Genomic DNA, 13,622 nt, shown 5'->3' with positions numbered 1-13,622 from the left:
CTGTGGTACTGATGCACAGTTCCTTTTTTTATTTTTAGAGATGACGTTGGTGATCATCTAGCGGCACAGCCATCAAGTAGAAGTGGACAGATAAGGGAAAGCAGCCGCAACCTACACCTTATGGATATAATAATGTAGAGATAATCAAAACTCTGTTTGATTGAAGGGATTGAAAATTAAATGGTACTATCTATTTCTTGGCCAGATCTTTCACAAAGACCATTTAATCTAATGGTGGAACGAAAAATGGAGTGTTCTCCGAATGTCCTGTATCAGGCTTGGACGAAGCAGTTTGACAGTTGGTTTGCACCCCCAGGATCAGTATTAATGGAGGCTGAAGTGAACACGACCTTCTTTTTCGAAACGCATTTTGAGGGAAAGCGTCATCCACATTACGGAAGATTTCTAAGACTTGAGCAAAACAGACTTATCGAGCTGACTTGGGTTACTGGCGAAGGCGGCACCAAGGGAGCTGAAACAGTGGTCACCGTTGAGCTTAAACCTCGCGGTAATGGCACGCGTCTTTACTTAACGCATGCAGGTTTTCCAGATGAGAATTCAAGGAACCAACATGAGCAGGCTTGGCCGCTTGTAATTGAGCAGCTCGACAAAAGGATGATGCCAGATAGATAATTCAGAAGGTTACATGCTAAAACTGCAACAAGAGGACGATTTTAAAATCGTTCTTTTCATATTTTTTGACGACAAAAATAAATATTTACCTTACATAAAAACAAATATTACCAGTTTACTAGATTATTTCATTGCCACATCTATTAGTAAAATATACAATTACAACAGGCGAAATAAGAGGATGGTGTATCTGTGTTATCTGCTTTTTTATATATATTACTTGGTGTATTCGATGCTTTGGCCGCTGTTATTTTGGTCTTAAAGCTTTATATGCTTCCCGTGAGGGAATATCGCACAAAAATATTATTCTATGCAATGGGCATAGCTTTGTTTTCCTTTCTAATGAGGGAAGTTATAGGCTTGCCTAAATTAGATTTGCCGCTTCAGTATTTGTTAATGGTTATCTTTTTTAGATTCGGTTTAGGGATCAAAACCCATCTAGCAGCTTTTTCTGCTGGTTCAGGTCTAACGGCCTACATTAACCTACAACTTTTTGTATTTCTGTTTGCGTATTTTTTTGGAGTAGCAGAACCAGGTGCTATTAATGATACTTCTGGCTCTTCTATTTACGTTATTCAGTTATCTTCTATTATTATTGCGTGTTTTATTTCTTATATAATGGGAAAATATAACTTTGGTTTCTCGTTTATAATTCAACCTCCACATGATTTTTTAAGAGTTGAAAATTACTTATCATCCCTAAATAAGCTGTTGATTCTAGGTGCTCTAATATCAGCTGTCACCATTTTTATTACTTTGTATATGCTCTATAGCTCAAATACCATAGGATTACTATCCATTTCATTGCTTACTTTCGGCGTGTCGTATTTCTTTTCAGAGAGAGGGGATTATGAGGATGCTAGAAGCGCTATCACGGTACATCGCAACGGAAATAAAAAAAGCTGATCCTGATGGTCCAACAAGTGTAGAAGTGATGGAATATGCGCTTGGTATAAAAATTACCGAAGTGTCTTCGATACTAATGGTTGCGATTATAGCTTGGATGACTGGGCATTTTTGGGGGTCGTTATTAGCTCTAGTAACTATCATGTTTGTAAGAAGATTTTCAGGAGGGGCACACTTCAGTAATCTTACATTTTGTGTCTGTTTTACAACGGCAATATGTGTAACTATACCTCTCATCTCTTTAAACTTATCAACGATTTTGATTATTAATGCTTGTTCAGTATTAGTGTTTTTAGTTTATGCACCCAATCATTTTATTTATATTCATAAGACCAATAACCACAAATATTATAAAACGGTATGTGTATTGATTTGTGCGGTGAATTTTTTAGTACAATCCCACATAATATGCTTAGCTTTAGCTATTCAAGCATTCAGTATTCTTCCTTTATGGAAAGGAGGTGAACGAAAATGGATAAGAAATTGGCGAGAGCCTTAAATTTAAGACTAGGAAAATATGCTAACGAATCTACCAAAAACGAAAAAACAGTATTTGGCGCTAAACCGATACCGGCAGAGCTTAAGAAAAAAGAAAAGAACTGATTATGTACCGCGTTACTCTAGACATTGTTTTTATTCGATCGGGGTAACCGCACAGGCTTGCAAGGAAGCTTTTCAGCTGTGAGATCGAGTCTAGCGCATTTGAAGGCCTGGTACGATTCGAAGCTTCACTTGCTCTATTTCTCATAATAAGCTTGAAGCACTTATAAAGTTATGGAAATGACCCGTGGAATTCACGGGTTATTTTTATTGCCATACATACTTAGACACCCCCCGATTTGCCAGATAACGGTTTTAGCGTTATAACAGAAAGAGGGCATTTTAGAAGAACGGAGTGAAATTATGAATCATACATCATTAAACGCAGAAAAATTCCAGCGTAAAGCAGTTCAGGTGGAAGAGGCGCAAAGCAGGATAGCTAGCCATGTTAAACAGGGTGAAAGGGAAGACGTAGAGCTGGAGCAGGCGCATGGACGCTATTTGGCGGTGGATTTGACCGCACCACACCCGTATCCCCGTTTTCGTCGCTCAGGTATGGACGGTTATGCGATCCTTGGCTCGGACACTGAAGTGTGCTCGTCCGGTCAGGAAATCTGGTTACATGTGATTGATGAAATTCCATGTGGCACCGTATCGGACAAGCGGGTGAAAACTGGAATGGCTGCCCGTATCATGACAGGAGCGCAATTACCTGATGGAGCGGACACGGTTGTCATGCTGGAAGCTACACAGCTACGTGAGGAAAATGGACAGACATATGTCGGCTTGAAGAAGCGTATGGAGATTGGCAAAAATGTGACACAGATTGGTCATGAGATTCAGGAAGGTCAGCTTTTGCTTAGTAAGGGAACCTGCCTGGGAGCAGGGCACATCTCGGTACTGGCTACGTTTGGAGTACATCAGGTACCTGTTTACAGGAAGCCAAGGGTGGCCGTTTTTTCTACAGGATCGGAATTACTTGCAGTGGATGAGCCGTTACAACCAGGGAAAATTCGAAACAGTAATACATATATGCTGGCTTCTCAAATTAGAGAGGCAGGAGGCGAGCCGTTCATTTTACAAGCCATTCATGATGATTTGAGCCTTGCCCGTACCTCTGTACGTGAAGCCATAGCTGCCTATGATATCGTGGTCACGAGTGGAGGAGTATCGGTGGGGGATTTTGATATTATGGGTGACCTGGTACGACAGGAAGATGTGAATATGCTGTTCAACAAGGTTACGATGCGTCCAGGAAGTGTGACCACAGCCGCAGTGATTGACGGCAAGCTGTTATTTGCGCTTTCAGGCAACCCCGGTGCGTGCTTTGTAGGCTGTGAGCTGTTTGTACGGCCGACGATCCAAATGATGTTATCTTCGGCACATCCATATTTACAAACCTGGACGGCGAAGTTAGGCGCAGATTATACGAAGGTAAACAACTATACACGCTTTGTACGCAGCTCTCTGGAGATACGTGGTGGGCAAGTATACGCGATTCCTGCGCGAGTAGATGAATCCAGTGTCATGGTGACCATTAAGGACAGCGACTGTCTGATCGTAATTCCTCCTACAACAGAAGGATTACGCGAAGGTGAAGAGGTGCGAGTACTGGTATTACAAGGTGGACAGGTAACGTGAATACGAAACATCCATTTGTATGTCAAATCGTCGGATTCAAAAATACGGGGAAAACGACCTTTCTCGGAGGGTTGATTCGTTATGTGCAGAAGTCAGGTCTACGCGTAGCAGTGATCAAGCATGATGGACATGAATTTGAAATGGATCATGAGGGTACAGATACGTACAAGCACCGACAGGCGGGTGCTGAAGGCGTAGCTATTGTTTCGGCTGGAAGAACAGCCATTTTAGAGGAGCATAGTCAGCCTGTCACCAGTCTGATCCGGCATTTTCAGGCCTATGATTGTGTCTTGCTGGAAGGCTTCAAGCAGGAGGATTATCCAAAGTTGGTCATGATGAAGGAACAATCGGATGCTCAGCTTACCGGTAAGCTGACAAATGTACAGGGAGTAGCGGTTTGGGAGCATCAAATGGATTGGGCTCAAGGTCACTACTCAGATGAAATGATACAGATATTTCCTGCCGAGGCCAACGGACCCGCAGGCCGCTGGCTACTCGAACAGATTCAAAAGCAGATAGAAGGAATGAGGAATAAGCAGGGGTGAGACATCAATCGGCTGAGTCGGTTAGAGTCTCTACCCGCCGTTCGATCGCCTGGGACATGGTTTTGTCAGTCAGGTGGGCATACACTTCTGTTGTTTCTGTCGAAGCGTGCCCCAGTTGTTCCTTTGTTTTGTAAATATCATTTTGTAAATAATAATCAGTAGCAAAGGAATGACGAAGCTTATGCACGGTAAGGTAAGGCTTGCCGAAACGCTTGGCGTACTTGATGATCATTGCCTGAATCGCTCTTTTGGTCATCCGTTTGCCTTCTGTACTGCCGTTAGGACGTGCGACAAAGAGAGCTTTTTCTTTTTTTGGGGCGCGGTAACGGGTATGTCTCAAGGACAAATAAAGTATGAGATCATCTTTGGATTGCTCGCGGAAATACACCGGCGTTTTAAAGGTTTCGTCGTTATTGCCTTTGCGGTACACATATATTAATTTATTGTTTATGTCTAAATCATCCAGATTCAGATTGACGATTTCAGATACGCGCAGGCCTGAGTTCAAAATAAGACTGGCGATGCAGGCATCCCGTTCCTTATTTAGTTCATAGGAGTATAACGCCTGCTTGTTATCGGCCAAATCCTGACCATAGCCTTCATAAATATAGCCGATGAATTCAAGCAGTTCTTCCTCTTCCAGTATTTTACCTTTAAGCTTGGCCGCCGTATCCTTGGGTTTATGTATACGCTTGATTTCGACCTTGGCCATAATGTTGCGTTTGAGCAATGGATAAAAATTTTCATCCTCAGCGATCTGACTCAAATAATGAAAAAGCGAACGCAGGGACGATAGCTTACGTGAAATGGTAATACGGGAGTTGGAGCCTTCGCGCTTAGTAGACAGGAATAATCGAAAGCCTGTAATACTGTCCATATGAAGTGTCTCCAATTCTTCCAGTGTAACTTGTGCATTTGTTTCTCCAGTAGACAAGCCTTCCGAGCGAAGCCATGAAAAGAAAGCTTCGTAATCCCGCACATATTCTAGTAATGTGGAAGGGGACAGGTCGGGCAGCTTATAATCATAAATTGCTGCACGTACCATGGTAATCCCGGCATTTTTTCATCTAGTTTGCGCCGGTCGATGATCTTTTGTATATTCATTGGGTTCCACCTCGTCCGGTCATAATATATATGTATTTTAGCATATTTTGAACAGCACTGGATGGGATGTAATTCGAAGTTAAAGAACAGATTGAACCGCCAAGAGAGGTGAAAGTATGGGGTATAATATCAAATCGGAACTGAAGCTGTCTATTAAGAGTGTACCGGAGTCGCAAAAGGACATTATTGTACAGCTCATGCAATTTTATTTATACGATTTTACAGCCTATCTTCGAATTGATGTCACTGAGAAGGGTACATTCCCGGCTTATCCAGACTTGTATCAATATTGGACGAGCGGTGAACAGAAGCTGCCTTTTCTGATTTGGAGACAAGATATTCCTGTAGGCTTTGCACTCGTTGACCGAATGTCCAGCAATCGAGAAGCTGACTACTACATGGCTGAGTTCTTTGTACTTCGTCCTTATCGGCATAATGGGGTTGGGACTTGGGCGGCTCATGAGCTGTTTGGACGTTTTAACGGACGTTGGAAGGTGACCCAAATGAGCACCAATAGGCCGGCACAATCCTTTTGGCGTAAGGTGATTGGAAGCTATACGAAAGGTGAGTACAGGGAACAAACACATCCGGTAAGAGGGAATATAAGTCAGTTTTTCAATACCTGAAAAATTCGAAATAGAAAGTCAGTAATGAAAAAGAGTCGGGGAGAGTATCCTGTCGGCTCTTTTTTGTTGTCAATTCAAGTCTTCTATCCATCTATAGATCATTCTAATTAGAACTTGCATTGACACTAGAAAAACGCAGGTATACAGTTATTAACATAATTCATATATATCAGATTGGAATTATCAACAATGGAACATCGGCTCCCAAAATGTAATGTTATCATAACATTACCCATCAGATCGGAGAGTGTTTTTCGTGAAACGAACAAGTCGATTTGCAAAAATGGCAGCTTTAACCCTGTCGATGGTGCTAGTCTTATCAGCATGCTCGGGTAATAGCGGAGCCAATTCTACGAATACCGATGCAAATGCAGCAGTAGACGGGCAAGCTGCAGAAGGCGGAGATCTTACCTATGCCCTGGCAACATCGCCGGATTCACTGGACCCACATAAGAGTGGATTGGCAGTAGCATCTCGGGTATATCGTGCGATATTCGATAATTTGGTGGTAAAGCTGCCGGATAATAGGATTAAGCCTTGGCTGGCAACCGAATGGAGCGTTTCCGAGGATGGCAAAAGCTATACATTCAAGCTGCGCAAGGACATTAAGTTCCATGACGGAACTCCGTTCAATGCGGAAGCTGTTAAATTTAGCTATGATCGGATTATTGATCCGCAAGCCGTAGTAGGTAATGCCGCTAACTTGCTGGCTCCCTATGAGTCCTCACAGGTGATTGACGAATACACGATTAAATTGAATCTGAAACGACCATCGCAAGCATTTTTGAGCAATTTAAGTGTTCCGGCTGTAGCCATTGTTTCTCCGGCAGGAGTTAAAAAATATGGAGATCAATTCGGTAAGCATCCTGTGGGTACAGGCCCTTTTAAGTTTGTAAAATGGGACGAAAATGCAGAAATCAAAATCGAACGTAACCCGGATTACAAATGGGCACCGGAAACTATTGAAAATCAGGGAGCGCCGTATTTGGACAGCGTGACCTTTAAAATTGTTCCCGAGGAGGCAACCCGGATCGGCAGTGTGCAGAGTGGTCAGGCTTTGGCCGCTGAAACCGTCCCACCGCAGAATATTTTAACGTTGAAGAGTGACCCTAATTTCCAATTGTTGCAGGTCAATACTCTAGGCTTGCCATACACGCTGTTCATTAACCAAAAGAAGACACCGTGGAATGAATTGAAGGCGAGGCAGGCATTGCAATATGGTATTGATGTGGAGATGATCGTCAAAACACTGTATCTAGGAACTTATGAACAGGCTTGGTCGCCACTCACTCCAGGTATTTTTGGATATGATAAATCACTGGAAAACGGTTTGCAGCCTGATCTTAACAAGGCCAATCAGTTACTGGATGAGTTGGGGTGGGTTAAGGGTACTGATGGTTTCCGGGTGAAGGATGGACAACGCCTGACGCTACATTATGTAGACGGCACTCCGAACCGTGAAAAACGGAACGACATTGCAGCCATTATTCAACAGCAGCTGAAGAAAATCGGTGTTGATGTGAAGATTGAAATTACCAAGGATATTGCAACAGTTGTATATTCGAACGGAAACTATGATTTCTACGGAAATAGCCAGGTCAATGTGGACCCGAACGCATTACATGCTTTTTACCACACAGCGGCACCAAATCAGCGGCCTACACTGCCTAACTTCTCCAATCCAGAAGTCGACAAGCTGTTGGAGCAGGGAGCTATTGAAAAGGATGATGCCAAGCGGGAGGAGATTTACAAAAAGGTACAACAGCTAATCCGCGATCAGGCCATCATCATTCCTATTTATGTTTTCCCTTATACGGTTGGAGCCGCCAAGTCTGTGCAGGGACTCAAATTCGATGTAGTGGGTTATCCGCTCTTTAACGATGTGCGTATTCAAAAATAGTATTGCTAAATAGTTTCTGGGGACCATTCAGACGGGAAGGAGTGTGGGCTATGATCAGAGCTGTTGCAGCAAGACTGGTTACTTCTTTGTTGGTCATTCTGGGTTCCTGTATTTTGGTATTCAGTATTTTGTATCTGCTTCCGGGGGACCCGGTGGATTCGATTCTTGACCCTTCAACGGCCACGCCAGAGATGATCGCCAATTTGCGTCATAAGCTGGGAGTGGATCAGCCTTTTCATGTTCAGTTTTTGAACTATTTCGGAAATCTGCTACAAGGTGATTTTGGAAAATCACTGCTCAATGCTGATCCGGTGCTGCCTAAAATATGGGTCAATCTCCCGCCTACACTGGCGCTGACGCTTGCCAGTTCTGCTATTTCGGTCATTATCGGTGTCCTGCTTGGAGTGCTGTCAGCCATTCATCGGGATAAGCCGATTGATATCATCGCACGAATCGTTGGATTGTTCGGCATTTCTATGCCCACATTCTGGTCAGGCATTCTGCTGTTGCTTATTTTCTCCATTCACTTGGGATGGCTGCCTGCTATGGGCTCGGATGGTTGGAAAACCCTTGTGCTTCCGTCTCTCACTTTGGGCATTGTCGGTGCAGGGTTCATTGTCAGAATGGTGCGCAACAGTATGCTGGAGGTCATTAATGAGCAGTTCATCGTAACGCTACGTTCCAAGGGTTTGTCTGAGAAGGTTATTATGTATCGCCATGCGCTACGCAATGCGTTGATTCCAGCGATAACGATGATCGGGATGCTGATGGGAGAAATGCTGGCCGGAGCAGTTGTGAGTGAGACGGTATTTTCGCGGCAAGGCATTGGGCGTTTAATTGCGGATGCAATTATGGCTAAAGACTTGCCAGTTGTGCAGGGAGTTGTATTGTTCTCTGCCATCATGTATGTGATCGTAAATCTGCTGGTGGATATATCGTATACGTTCATTGATCCAAGGGTTAGACGCTCGGCGTAAGCGGGAAGGATTCAGGGAGGAGGAAGACGGTTGAGAGAAACAATGGCTGCCAAAACAATTTGGAAAGAAGGAAAGCTGCGGGTAGCTCGGCAAACTGGAAAGTTGCGGTTCGGTGGAGTGTCGGATGGGTTCGTATATGCGGCGGGACTAATTATTGTGCTCGTAATCGCCTGTGCGGCGTTTCCACAATGGATTGCTTCTTATGCACCCACAGAAATGTTAAGCGACCATATTTTACAAGGCCCAAGTGCTACTCACTGGTTGGGAACGGACTATTTTGGGCGGGATGTATTCAGTCTGGTTGTTCACGGAAGTCGGGATTCTCTGTTTATTGGCTTTATGTCGGTACTCGTCGGCGGTCTGGTGGGTGGAATTATTGGTGCGCTCTCAGGTTACATTGGCGGTACAGTGGATTCGATACTGATGCGATTTATTGATATTTTGATGACTATTCCTGGCATTCTGCTGGCTTTGGCGATTGCGGCGGCTCTTGGCCCAAGTTTGTTCAATATTGTGCTGGCGGTAGCCATATCTGCTGTCCCCGGTTATGCAAGAGTTATGCGCGGTCAAATTATGAGTATAAAAGGACGTTCTTACGTCACGGCTTCACGTTCCATCGGAGTTACACCCTTCGGGATCTTTTGGCGTCATGTGCTTCCTAATTCCTTGTCCCCTTTGCTCGTGATGGCGACGCTTGGCATCGGTAGCGCTATTTTGGCCGGATCGGGATTAAGCTTTCTGGGACTTGGCACAGTAAAGGAAATTCCGGATTGGGGAACAGTATTGTCTCAAGGACGAGGATATTTGACAGTAGCTTGGTGGATATGTACCTTTCCTGGCCTAGCCATTACGTTATTTGTGTTGTCAGTCAATATTTTGGGCGACAAGCTGAGAGACCAGTTGGACCCGAAAAAGAATGCAAACTAGCATCAGGCAGCCTATTCTTAAGTGCTATAGAAGGAGGGAGTTCGTTTGTCATCATTGCTGGAGATTGAACATTTGTCGGTCGATTTTCACACTAAAAAAGGTTTGCTGCAAGCACTCGACAACGTATCACTAACGATCGGGGCGGGAGAAACGGTCTGCCTCGTCGGTGAATCCGGCAGCGGAAAAACGATTACCTCCAAGGCGATTATGCGGCTAATCGATTATGAAAACGGACGAATTGCCCAAGGACAAATACGGTTGCAGGGCATAGATTTGACCGTTTTGTCGCAGCAGGAATTACGCTCACTTCGCGGCAAAAAGATGGCGATGGTATTTCAGGAGCCGATGTCGGCGTTTGATCCGGTGTACACTATCGGGTATCAACTGATAGAAATCATCATGGAGCATAACCGGAAGACACGAAAGCAAGCATGGACTCATGCGGTTCATTTGCTGAACAGGGTAGGGATTCCTGAACCAGAAATTCGTATGAAGCAGTACCCCGGAGAACTGTCCGGTGGGATGCTACAACGGGCAATGATTGCAATGGCACTTTCATGTGGCCCTGAGCTGCTAATAGCGGATGAACCAACAACGGCGCTGGATGTAACGATTCAGTCACAAATTTTGCAATTGCTTCAGGAATTAAAGGCAGAATTCAACATGTCGATTCTGTTGATTACGCATGATTTGGGTATTGCCGCAGAGGTTGCGGATCGAATTGTTGTGATGTATGCCGGTCGAGTCGTGGAGCAGGCCGCAACGGAAGAACTGTTCGAGCTGCCATTGCACCCTTACACTAGAGGGTTGCTTCGTTCGGTGGCAACACTGGATACAGATCGCAGCAGCAAGTTGTTTTCGATCCCAGGGACAATTCCGAGCCTGAGTGCATTGCCTTCAGGCTGCTTGTTTCACCCGCGTTGTCCGCACGCGACGGATCATTGTAAAAACGAAGCGCCACCGCTGGCAGCCAAGGATGAACGTGAGGTAGCTTGCTGGCATTCCGAGCAATTGGCTACGTCCGGTGATTGGCGTATTACAGAGCTATCTGTGAAAGGGCAGATCACTGCAGATGCTGTTGCAAAGGCAACCGAAGTAAAGGAAGAAGTGACGAACGTATCTGCTGTTGACGGGGCTAAGGTGAGCAGTCATGGCATACAGGTAAAGAACTCCCCTGAATCCAATGAGACTATCACGGAAAGTGTTCAGAACAAGCAGGACTTGTTTCGGGTGGATGGACTTCGCAAGTATTATCCGGTGAAAAAAGGCTTTCCCGGTCGGATTGGTGCTTCGATCCGGGCGGTGGATGATGTATCTTTCTCAATCCGGCAGGGCGAAACCTTTGGTTTGGTCGGAGAATCCGGCAGTGGTAAGTCTACTTTAGGCCGGCTGCTGATGCAGCTGGAACGTCCGACCTCCGGGCAGGTATGGTTCCAGGATCGGGAGCTGACACGTTTAGGAAATTCTGAGTTGCGATCCGTTCGCCGTGATATGCAGATGATTTTTCAAGACCCCTACGGATCACTTGATCCACGGTGGAATGTGGGAGATATCATAGGGGAGCCGCTTGCGGTTCATGAAGGGTTGTATGGCAAGGCAAAGCAGGAACGGGTGGAAGAACTCCTGAGCGCTGTTGGATTATCACCTTCGCTGGTTACGCGGTTTCCGCATGAATTTTCGGGAGGACAGCGGCAGCGAATCGGGATAGCTCGTGCCATTGCTCTGCAACCGCAGTTTATTTTAGCGGATGAGGCAGTGTCGGCTTTGGATGTTTCCGTTCAGGCGCAAATTGTCAATCTGCTTCAGGCCTTACAGCGTAAGCTGGATACAACCTATTTGTTTATTGCACACGGATTGCATATTGTCCGCCATATTTCAGATCGGATAGGGGTTATGTACTTGGGGAAACTTGTAGAAATTGCGCCAAGTGACGAGTTGTTCAGGCATCCTGCCCATCCGTATACCCGGGGGCTTGTTGCCTCGATACCTAACCCAAATCCGAAAAACCGCCGGGAGTTAATTACGGTACAAGGTGAAATTCCTTCGCCTGCGAAGCCTCCATCCGGCTGTCGTTTTCATACCCGCTGTCCACTAGCGACCTCGCGCTGCCGTGAGGAATCGCCTGAGCTGACAGCGATTAGCACAGGACATTATGCCGCTTGTCATTACCCGGCCTAGGTTCAAGCCCCTCCTTTGATCTGCTATCGGCATGATAAGAGAGCTACATTCTACAGGCCGTTCATGGTAAGATAAGGATAGAAGAATATAAATTCAATAGGAAAAGAGGGTATTATGCTAGAAAAATGGGTTCAGGAATTAAAAGATGGTGAACAAGAGCTGATTGCATGGAGAAGACATCTACATCAGCATCCCGAGCTTTCTTTTGAAGAAACGAATACGTCTGCATTTATCGCCGATCAATTGCGCTCTTTTGGCATTGAGGTAAGAACGAATGTGGGTGGAAACGGTGTGCTCGGGTTTTTAGAAGGCGGTCAGCCAGGTAGAACGATTGCATTTCGTGCTGATTTTGATGCGCTTCCCATTCAGGATGAAAAGGATGTGCCTTATAAATCGACCGTTCCGGGTGTTATGCATGCCTGCGGACATGATGGTCACACGGCTGCGCTGCTAGGAGTGGCACGCGTGTTGAGTCATAACCGTAAGGTGCTGAAGGGAAAGCTTGTGTTTATTTTTCAACATGCGGAAGAAAAACCGCCTGGCGGAGCCAAGTTTATGATTGAGGATGGCTGTCTGGATGGGGTAGAGGCGGTATACGGTATTCACCTCGCATCTGAAATTCCGCTTGGTAAAATTGGATTAAAGAGTGGGCCTGCGATGGCGGCTGTCGACGCGTTTACGATCCAGATCAACGGTAAAGGCGGGCATGGCGCACGACCGCATCAGACGGTGGACTCTATTGTTATCGGCAGTCAAATTGTGAACGGGTTGCAGCAGGTGGTTAGTCGCAGGGTGGACCCTATTGAATCAGCAGTGTTAACGATTGGGGTATTTCAAGCTGGAACTGCCTTTAATGTGATTGCAGATAAGGCCAAAATTGAAGGGACCGTACGTACGTTTAATAAGGAAGTGCGTAAGGAAGTCGAGAATGAAATTCGCAGTATCGTCAAGGGGTTGACTGAGGCTTATCATGCCGGATACGAAATTGACTATTTGAATGGCTATCCTTCTTTGGTGAATGCCGAAGCCGAAACGGAACGTGTACGCGAGCTCATCGGCAGACTGTATGGAGCAGACGCTTTTTTGAATTTGAAGCCGGTCATGGGAGCAGAGGATTTTGCTTATTATTTGGAGCAGCGACCGGGAGCATTCATTCATGTGGGTGCACGCAATGAGGATGAACGAACGCATTTTGCTCATCACCATCCTCACTTTGATTTTGATGAGCGAGCATTGCTCATCTCAGGACATATTTTTTTAGCTCTGGCGCTTGAATACTTGCAATAATATGCATATGTTTATAACTGACGACAGTATTAACGGAAGCAATATAAGCTAGAACCGCGCATAGCGCGGTCAGAGTGTCGAGAAAGTCCAGAGGACTTTTCGACACTTCTATTTTTATATGGGGAGACGCATCTTTTAAAACAAAAATCGATTTAAAACGATCTGAGGACCCTAGTTTTTAGACCACTAAGACAGTTTTAAACCCCCTGCAAAAAAACAGGGGGTTTCTCGACAGCCTGACCGCGCATAGCGCGGTTTTTTGTTGTAAATCAAAGTATTTTGACATCCATAAAGAATGAAAATGAAGTAATTAATTCATTATATGAAAAATTCATAATAGAATTAAATAAAAGGTGTT

At 45.1% G+C, this 13,622-nt stretch carries 12 protein-coding genes and 1 pseudogene; 12 read left to right on the top strand and 1 reads right to left on the bottom strand.

Annotated features, from left to right (window positions below; genetic code table 11):
• Positions 1-180 precede the first annotated feature (180 nt).
• From G9G54_RS06915 to mobB, 6 genes are all read left to right on the top strand, one after another.
• Positions 181-633, top strand: coding sequence for an SRPBCC family protein (locus tag G9G54_RS06915; RefSeq protein WP_165176977.1), 453 nt, complete (start codon positions 181-183; stop codon positions 631-633).
• A 192-nt stretch (positions 634-825) separates the two neighbouring features.
• Positions 826-1,539, top strand: coding sequence for a hypothetical protein (locus G9G54_RS06910; protein ID WP_165176975.1), 714 nt, complete (start codon positions 826-828; stop codon positions 1,537-1,539).
• The gene (locus G9G54_RS06905) at positions 1,490-2,038 is read left to right on the top strand and encodes an accessory gene regulator ArgB-like protein (RefSeq protein ID WP_165176973.1); all 549 of its coding nucleotides are present in this window, start codon (positions 1,490-1,492) and stop codon (positions 2,036-2,038) included. Before G9G54_RS06910 ends, G9G54_RS06905 begins: the two co-directional genes overlap by 50 nt.
• Entirely contained in the window at positions 2,011-2,142 is a 132-nt protein-coding gene (locus G9G54_RS25980) for a hypothetical protein (RefSeq protein WP_023988946.1), read from the top strand. The genes G9G54_RS06905 and G9G54_RS25980 overlap by 28 nt, the downstream gene beginning before the upstream one ends.
• A 300-nt stretch (positions 2,143-2,442) precedes the next feature.
• Positions 2,443-3,720 (top strand): molybdopterin molybdotransferase MoeA, encoded by a 1,278-nt coding sequence (locus G9G54_RS06900; RefSeq protein WP_165176972.1) that lies wholly within the window; start codon positions 2,443-2,445, stop codon positions 3,718-3,720.
• Positions 3,717-4,265: a molybdopterin-guanine dinucleotide biosynthesis protein B gene (gene mobB / locus G9G54_RS06895; protein ID WP_165176970.1), complete on the top strand. Its 549-nt coding sequence runs from the start codon at positions 3,717-3,719 to the stop codon at positions 4,263-4,265. Before G9G54_RS06900 ends, mobB begins: the two co-directional genes overlap by 4 nt.
• A gap of 4 nt (positions 4,266-4,269) precedes the next feature.
• Here mobB and xerS read toward each other — a convergent pair.
• Positions 4,270-5,369, bottom strand: a pseudogene (gene xerS / locus G9G54_RS06890) (tyrosine recombinase XerS).
• Positions 5,370-5,485: 116 nt separating this feature from the next.
• Here xerS and G9G54_RS06885 point away from each other — a divergent pair.
• From G9G54_RS06885 to G9G54_RS06860, 6 genes are all read left to right on the top strand, one after another.
• Entirely contained in the window at positions 5,486-5,995 is a 510-nt protein-coding gene (locus G9G54_RS06885; protein WP_023988942.1) for a GNAT family N-acetyltransferase, read from the top strand.
• Between the two features lie 256 nt (positions 5,996-6,251).
• Positions 6,252-7,895, top strand: coding sequence for an ABC transporter substrate-binding protein (locus tag G9G54_RS06880; RefSeq protein WP_446723016.1), 1,644 nt, complete (start codon positions 6,252-6,254; stop codon positions 7,893-7,895).
• A 50-nt stretch (positions 7,896-7,945) separates the two neighbouring features.
• On the top strand, positions 7,946-8,872 hold the full coding sequence (locus G9G54_RS06875; protein ID WP_165176969.1) for an ABC transporter permease: 927 nt from the start codon (positions 7,946-7,948) through the stop codon (positions 8,870-8,872).
• Positions 8,873-8,902: 30 nt separating this feature from the next.
• Entirely contained in the window at positions 8,903-9,799 is an 897-nt protein-coding gene (locus G9G54_RS06870) for an ABC transporter permease (protein ID WP_165176967.1), read from the top strand.
• A gap of 45 nt (positions 9,800-9,844) precedes the next feature.
• Entirely contained in the window at positions 9,845-11,977 is a 2,133-nt protein-coding gene (locus G9G54_RS06865; RefSeq protein ID WP_165176966.1) for an ABC transporter ATP-binding protein, read from the top strand.
• 114 nt (positions 11,978-12,091) lie between these two features.
• Positions 12,092-13,264 (top strand): M20 metallopeptidase family protein, encoded by a 1,173-nt coding sequence (locus G9G54_RS06860; protein ID WP_165176965.1) that lies wholly within the window; start codon positions 12,092-12,094, stop codon positions 13,262-13,264.
• Positions 13,265-13,622: the final 358 nt, after the last annotated feature.

Origin of the sequence: Paenibacillus sp. EKM212P, assembly GCF_011066115.1 — a bacterium.
GTDB classification, from domain to species: Bacteria; Bacillota; Bacilli; order Paenibacillales; family Paenibacillaceae; genus Paenibacillus; species Paenibacillus polymyxa_B.
This window is presented reverse-complemented; position numbering and strand designations above follow the sequence as displayed.

Coding starts and splice junctions, on each gene's coding strand:
- G9G54_RS06915 (WP_165176977.1), top strand. CDS start 181: ATGGTACTATCTATTTCTTGGCCAGATCTTTCACAAAGACCATTTAAT.
- G9G54_RS06905 (WP_165176973.1), top strand. CDS start 1,490: ATGCTAGAAGCGCTATCACGGTACATCGCAACGGAAATAAAAAAAGCT.
- G9G54_RS25980 (WP_023988946.1), top strand. CDS start 2,011: ATGGATAAGAAATTGGCGAGAGCCTTAAATTTAAGACTAGGAAAATAT.
- G9G54_RS06900 (WP_165176972.1), top strand. CDS start 2,443: ATGAATCATACATCATTAAACGCAGAAAAATTCCAGCGTAAAGCAGTT.
- G9G54_RS06885 (WP_023988942.1), top strand. CDS start 5,486: ATGGGGTATAATATCAAATCGGAACTGAAGCTGTCTATTAAGAGTGTA.
- G9G54_RS06875 (WP_165176969.1), top strand. CDS start 7,946: ATGATCAGAGCTGTTGCAGCAAGACTGGTTACTTCTTTGTTGGTCATT.
- G9G54_RS06860 (WP_165176965.1), top strand. CDS start 12,092: ATGCTAGAAAAATGGGTTCAGGAATTAAAAGATGGTGAACAAGAGCTG.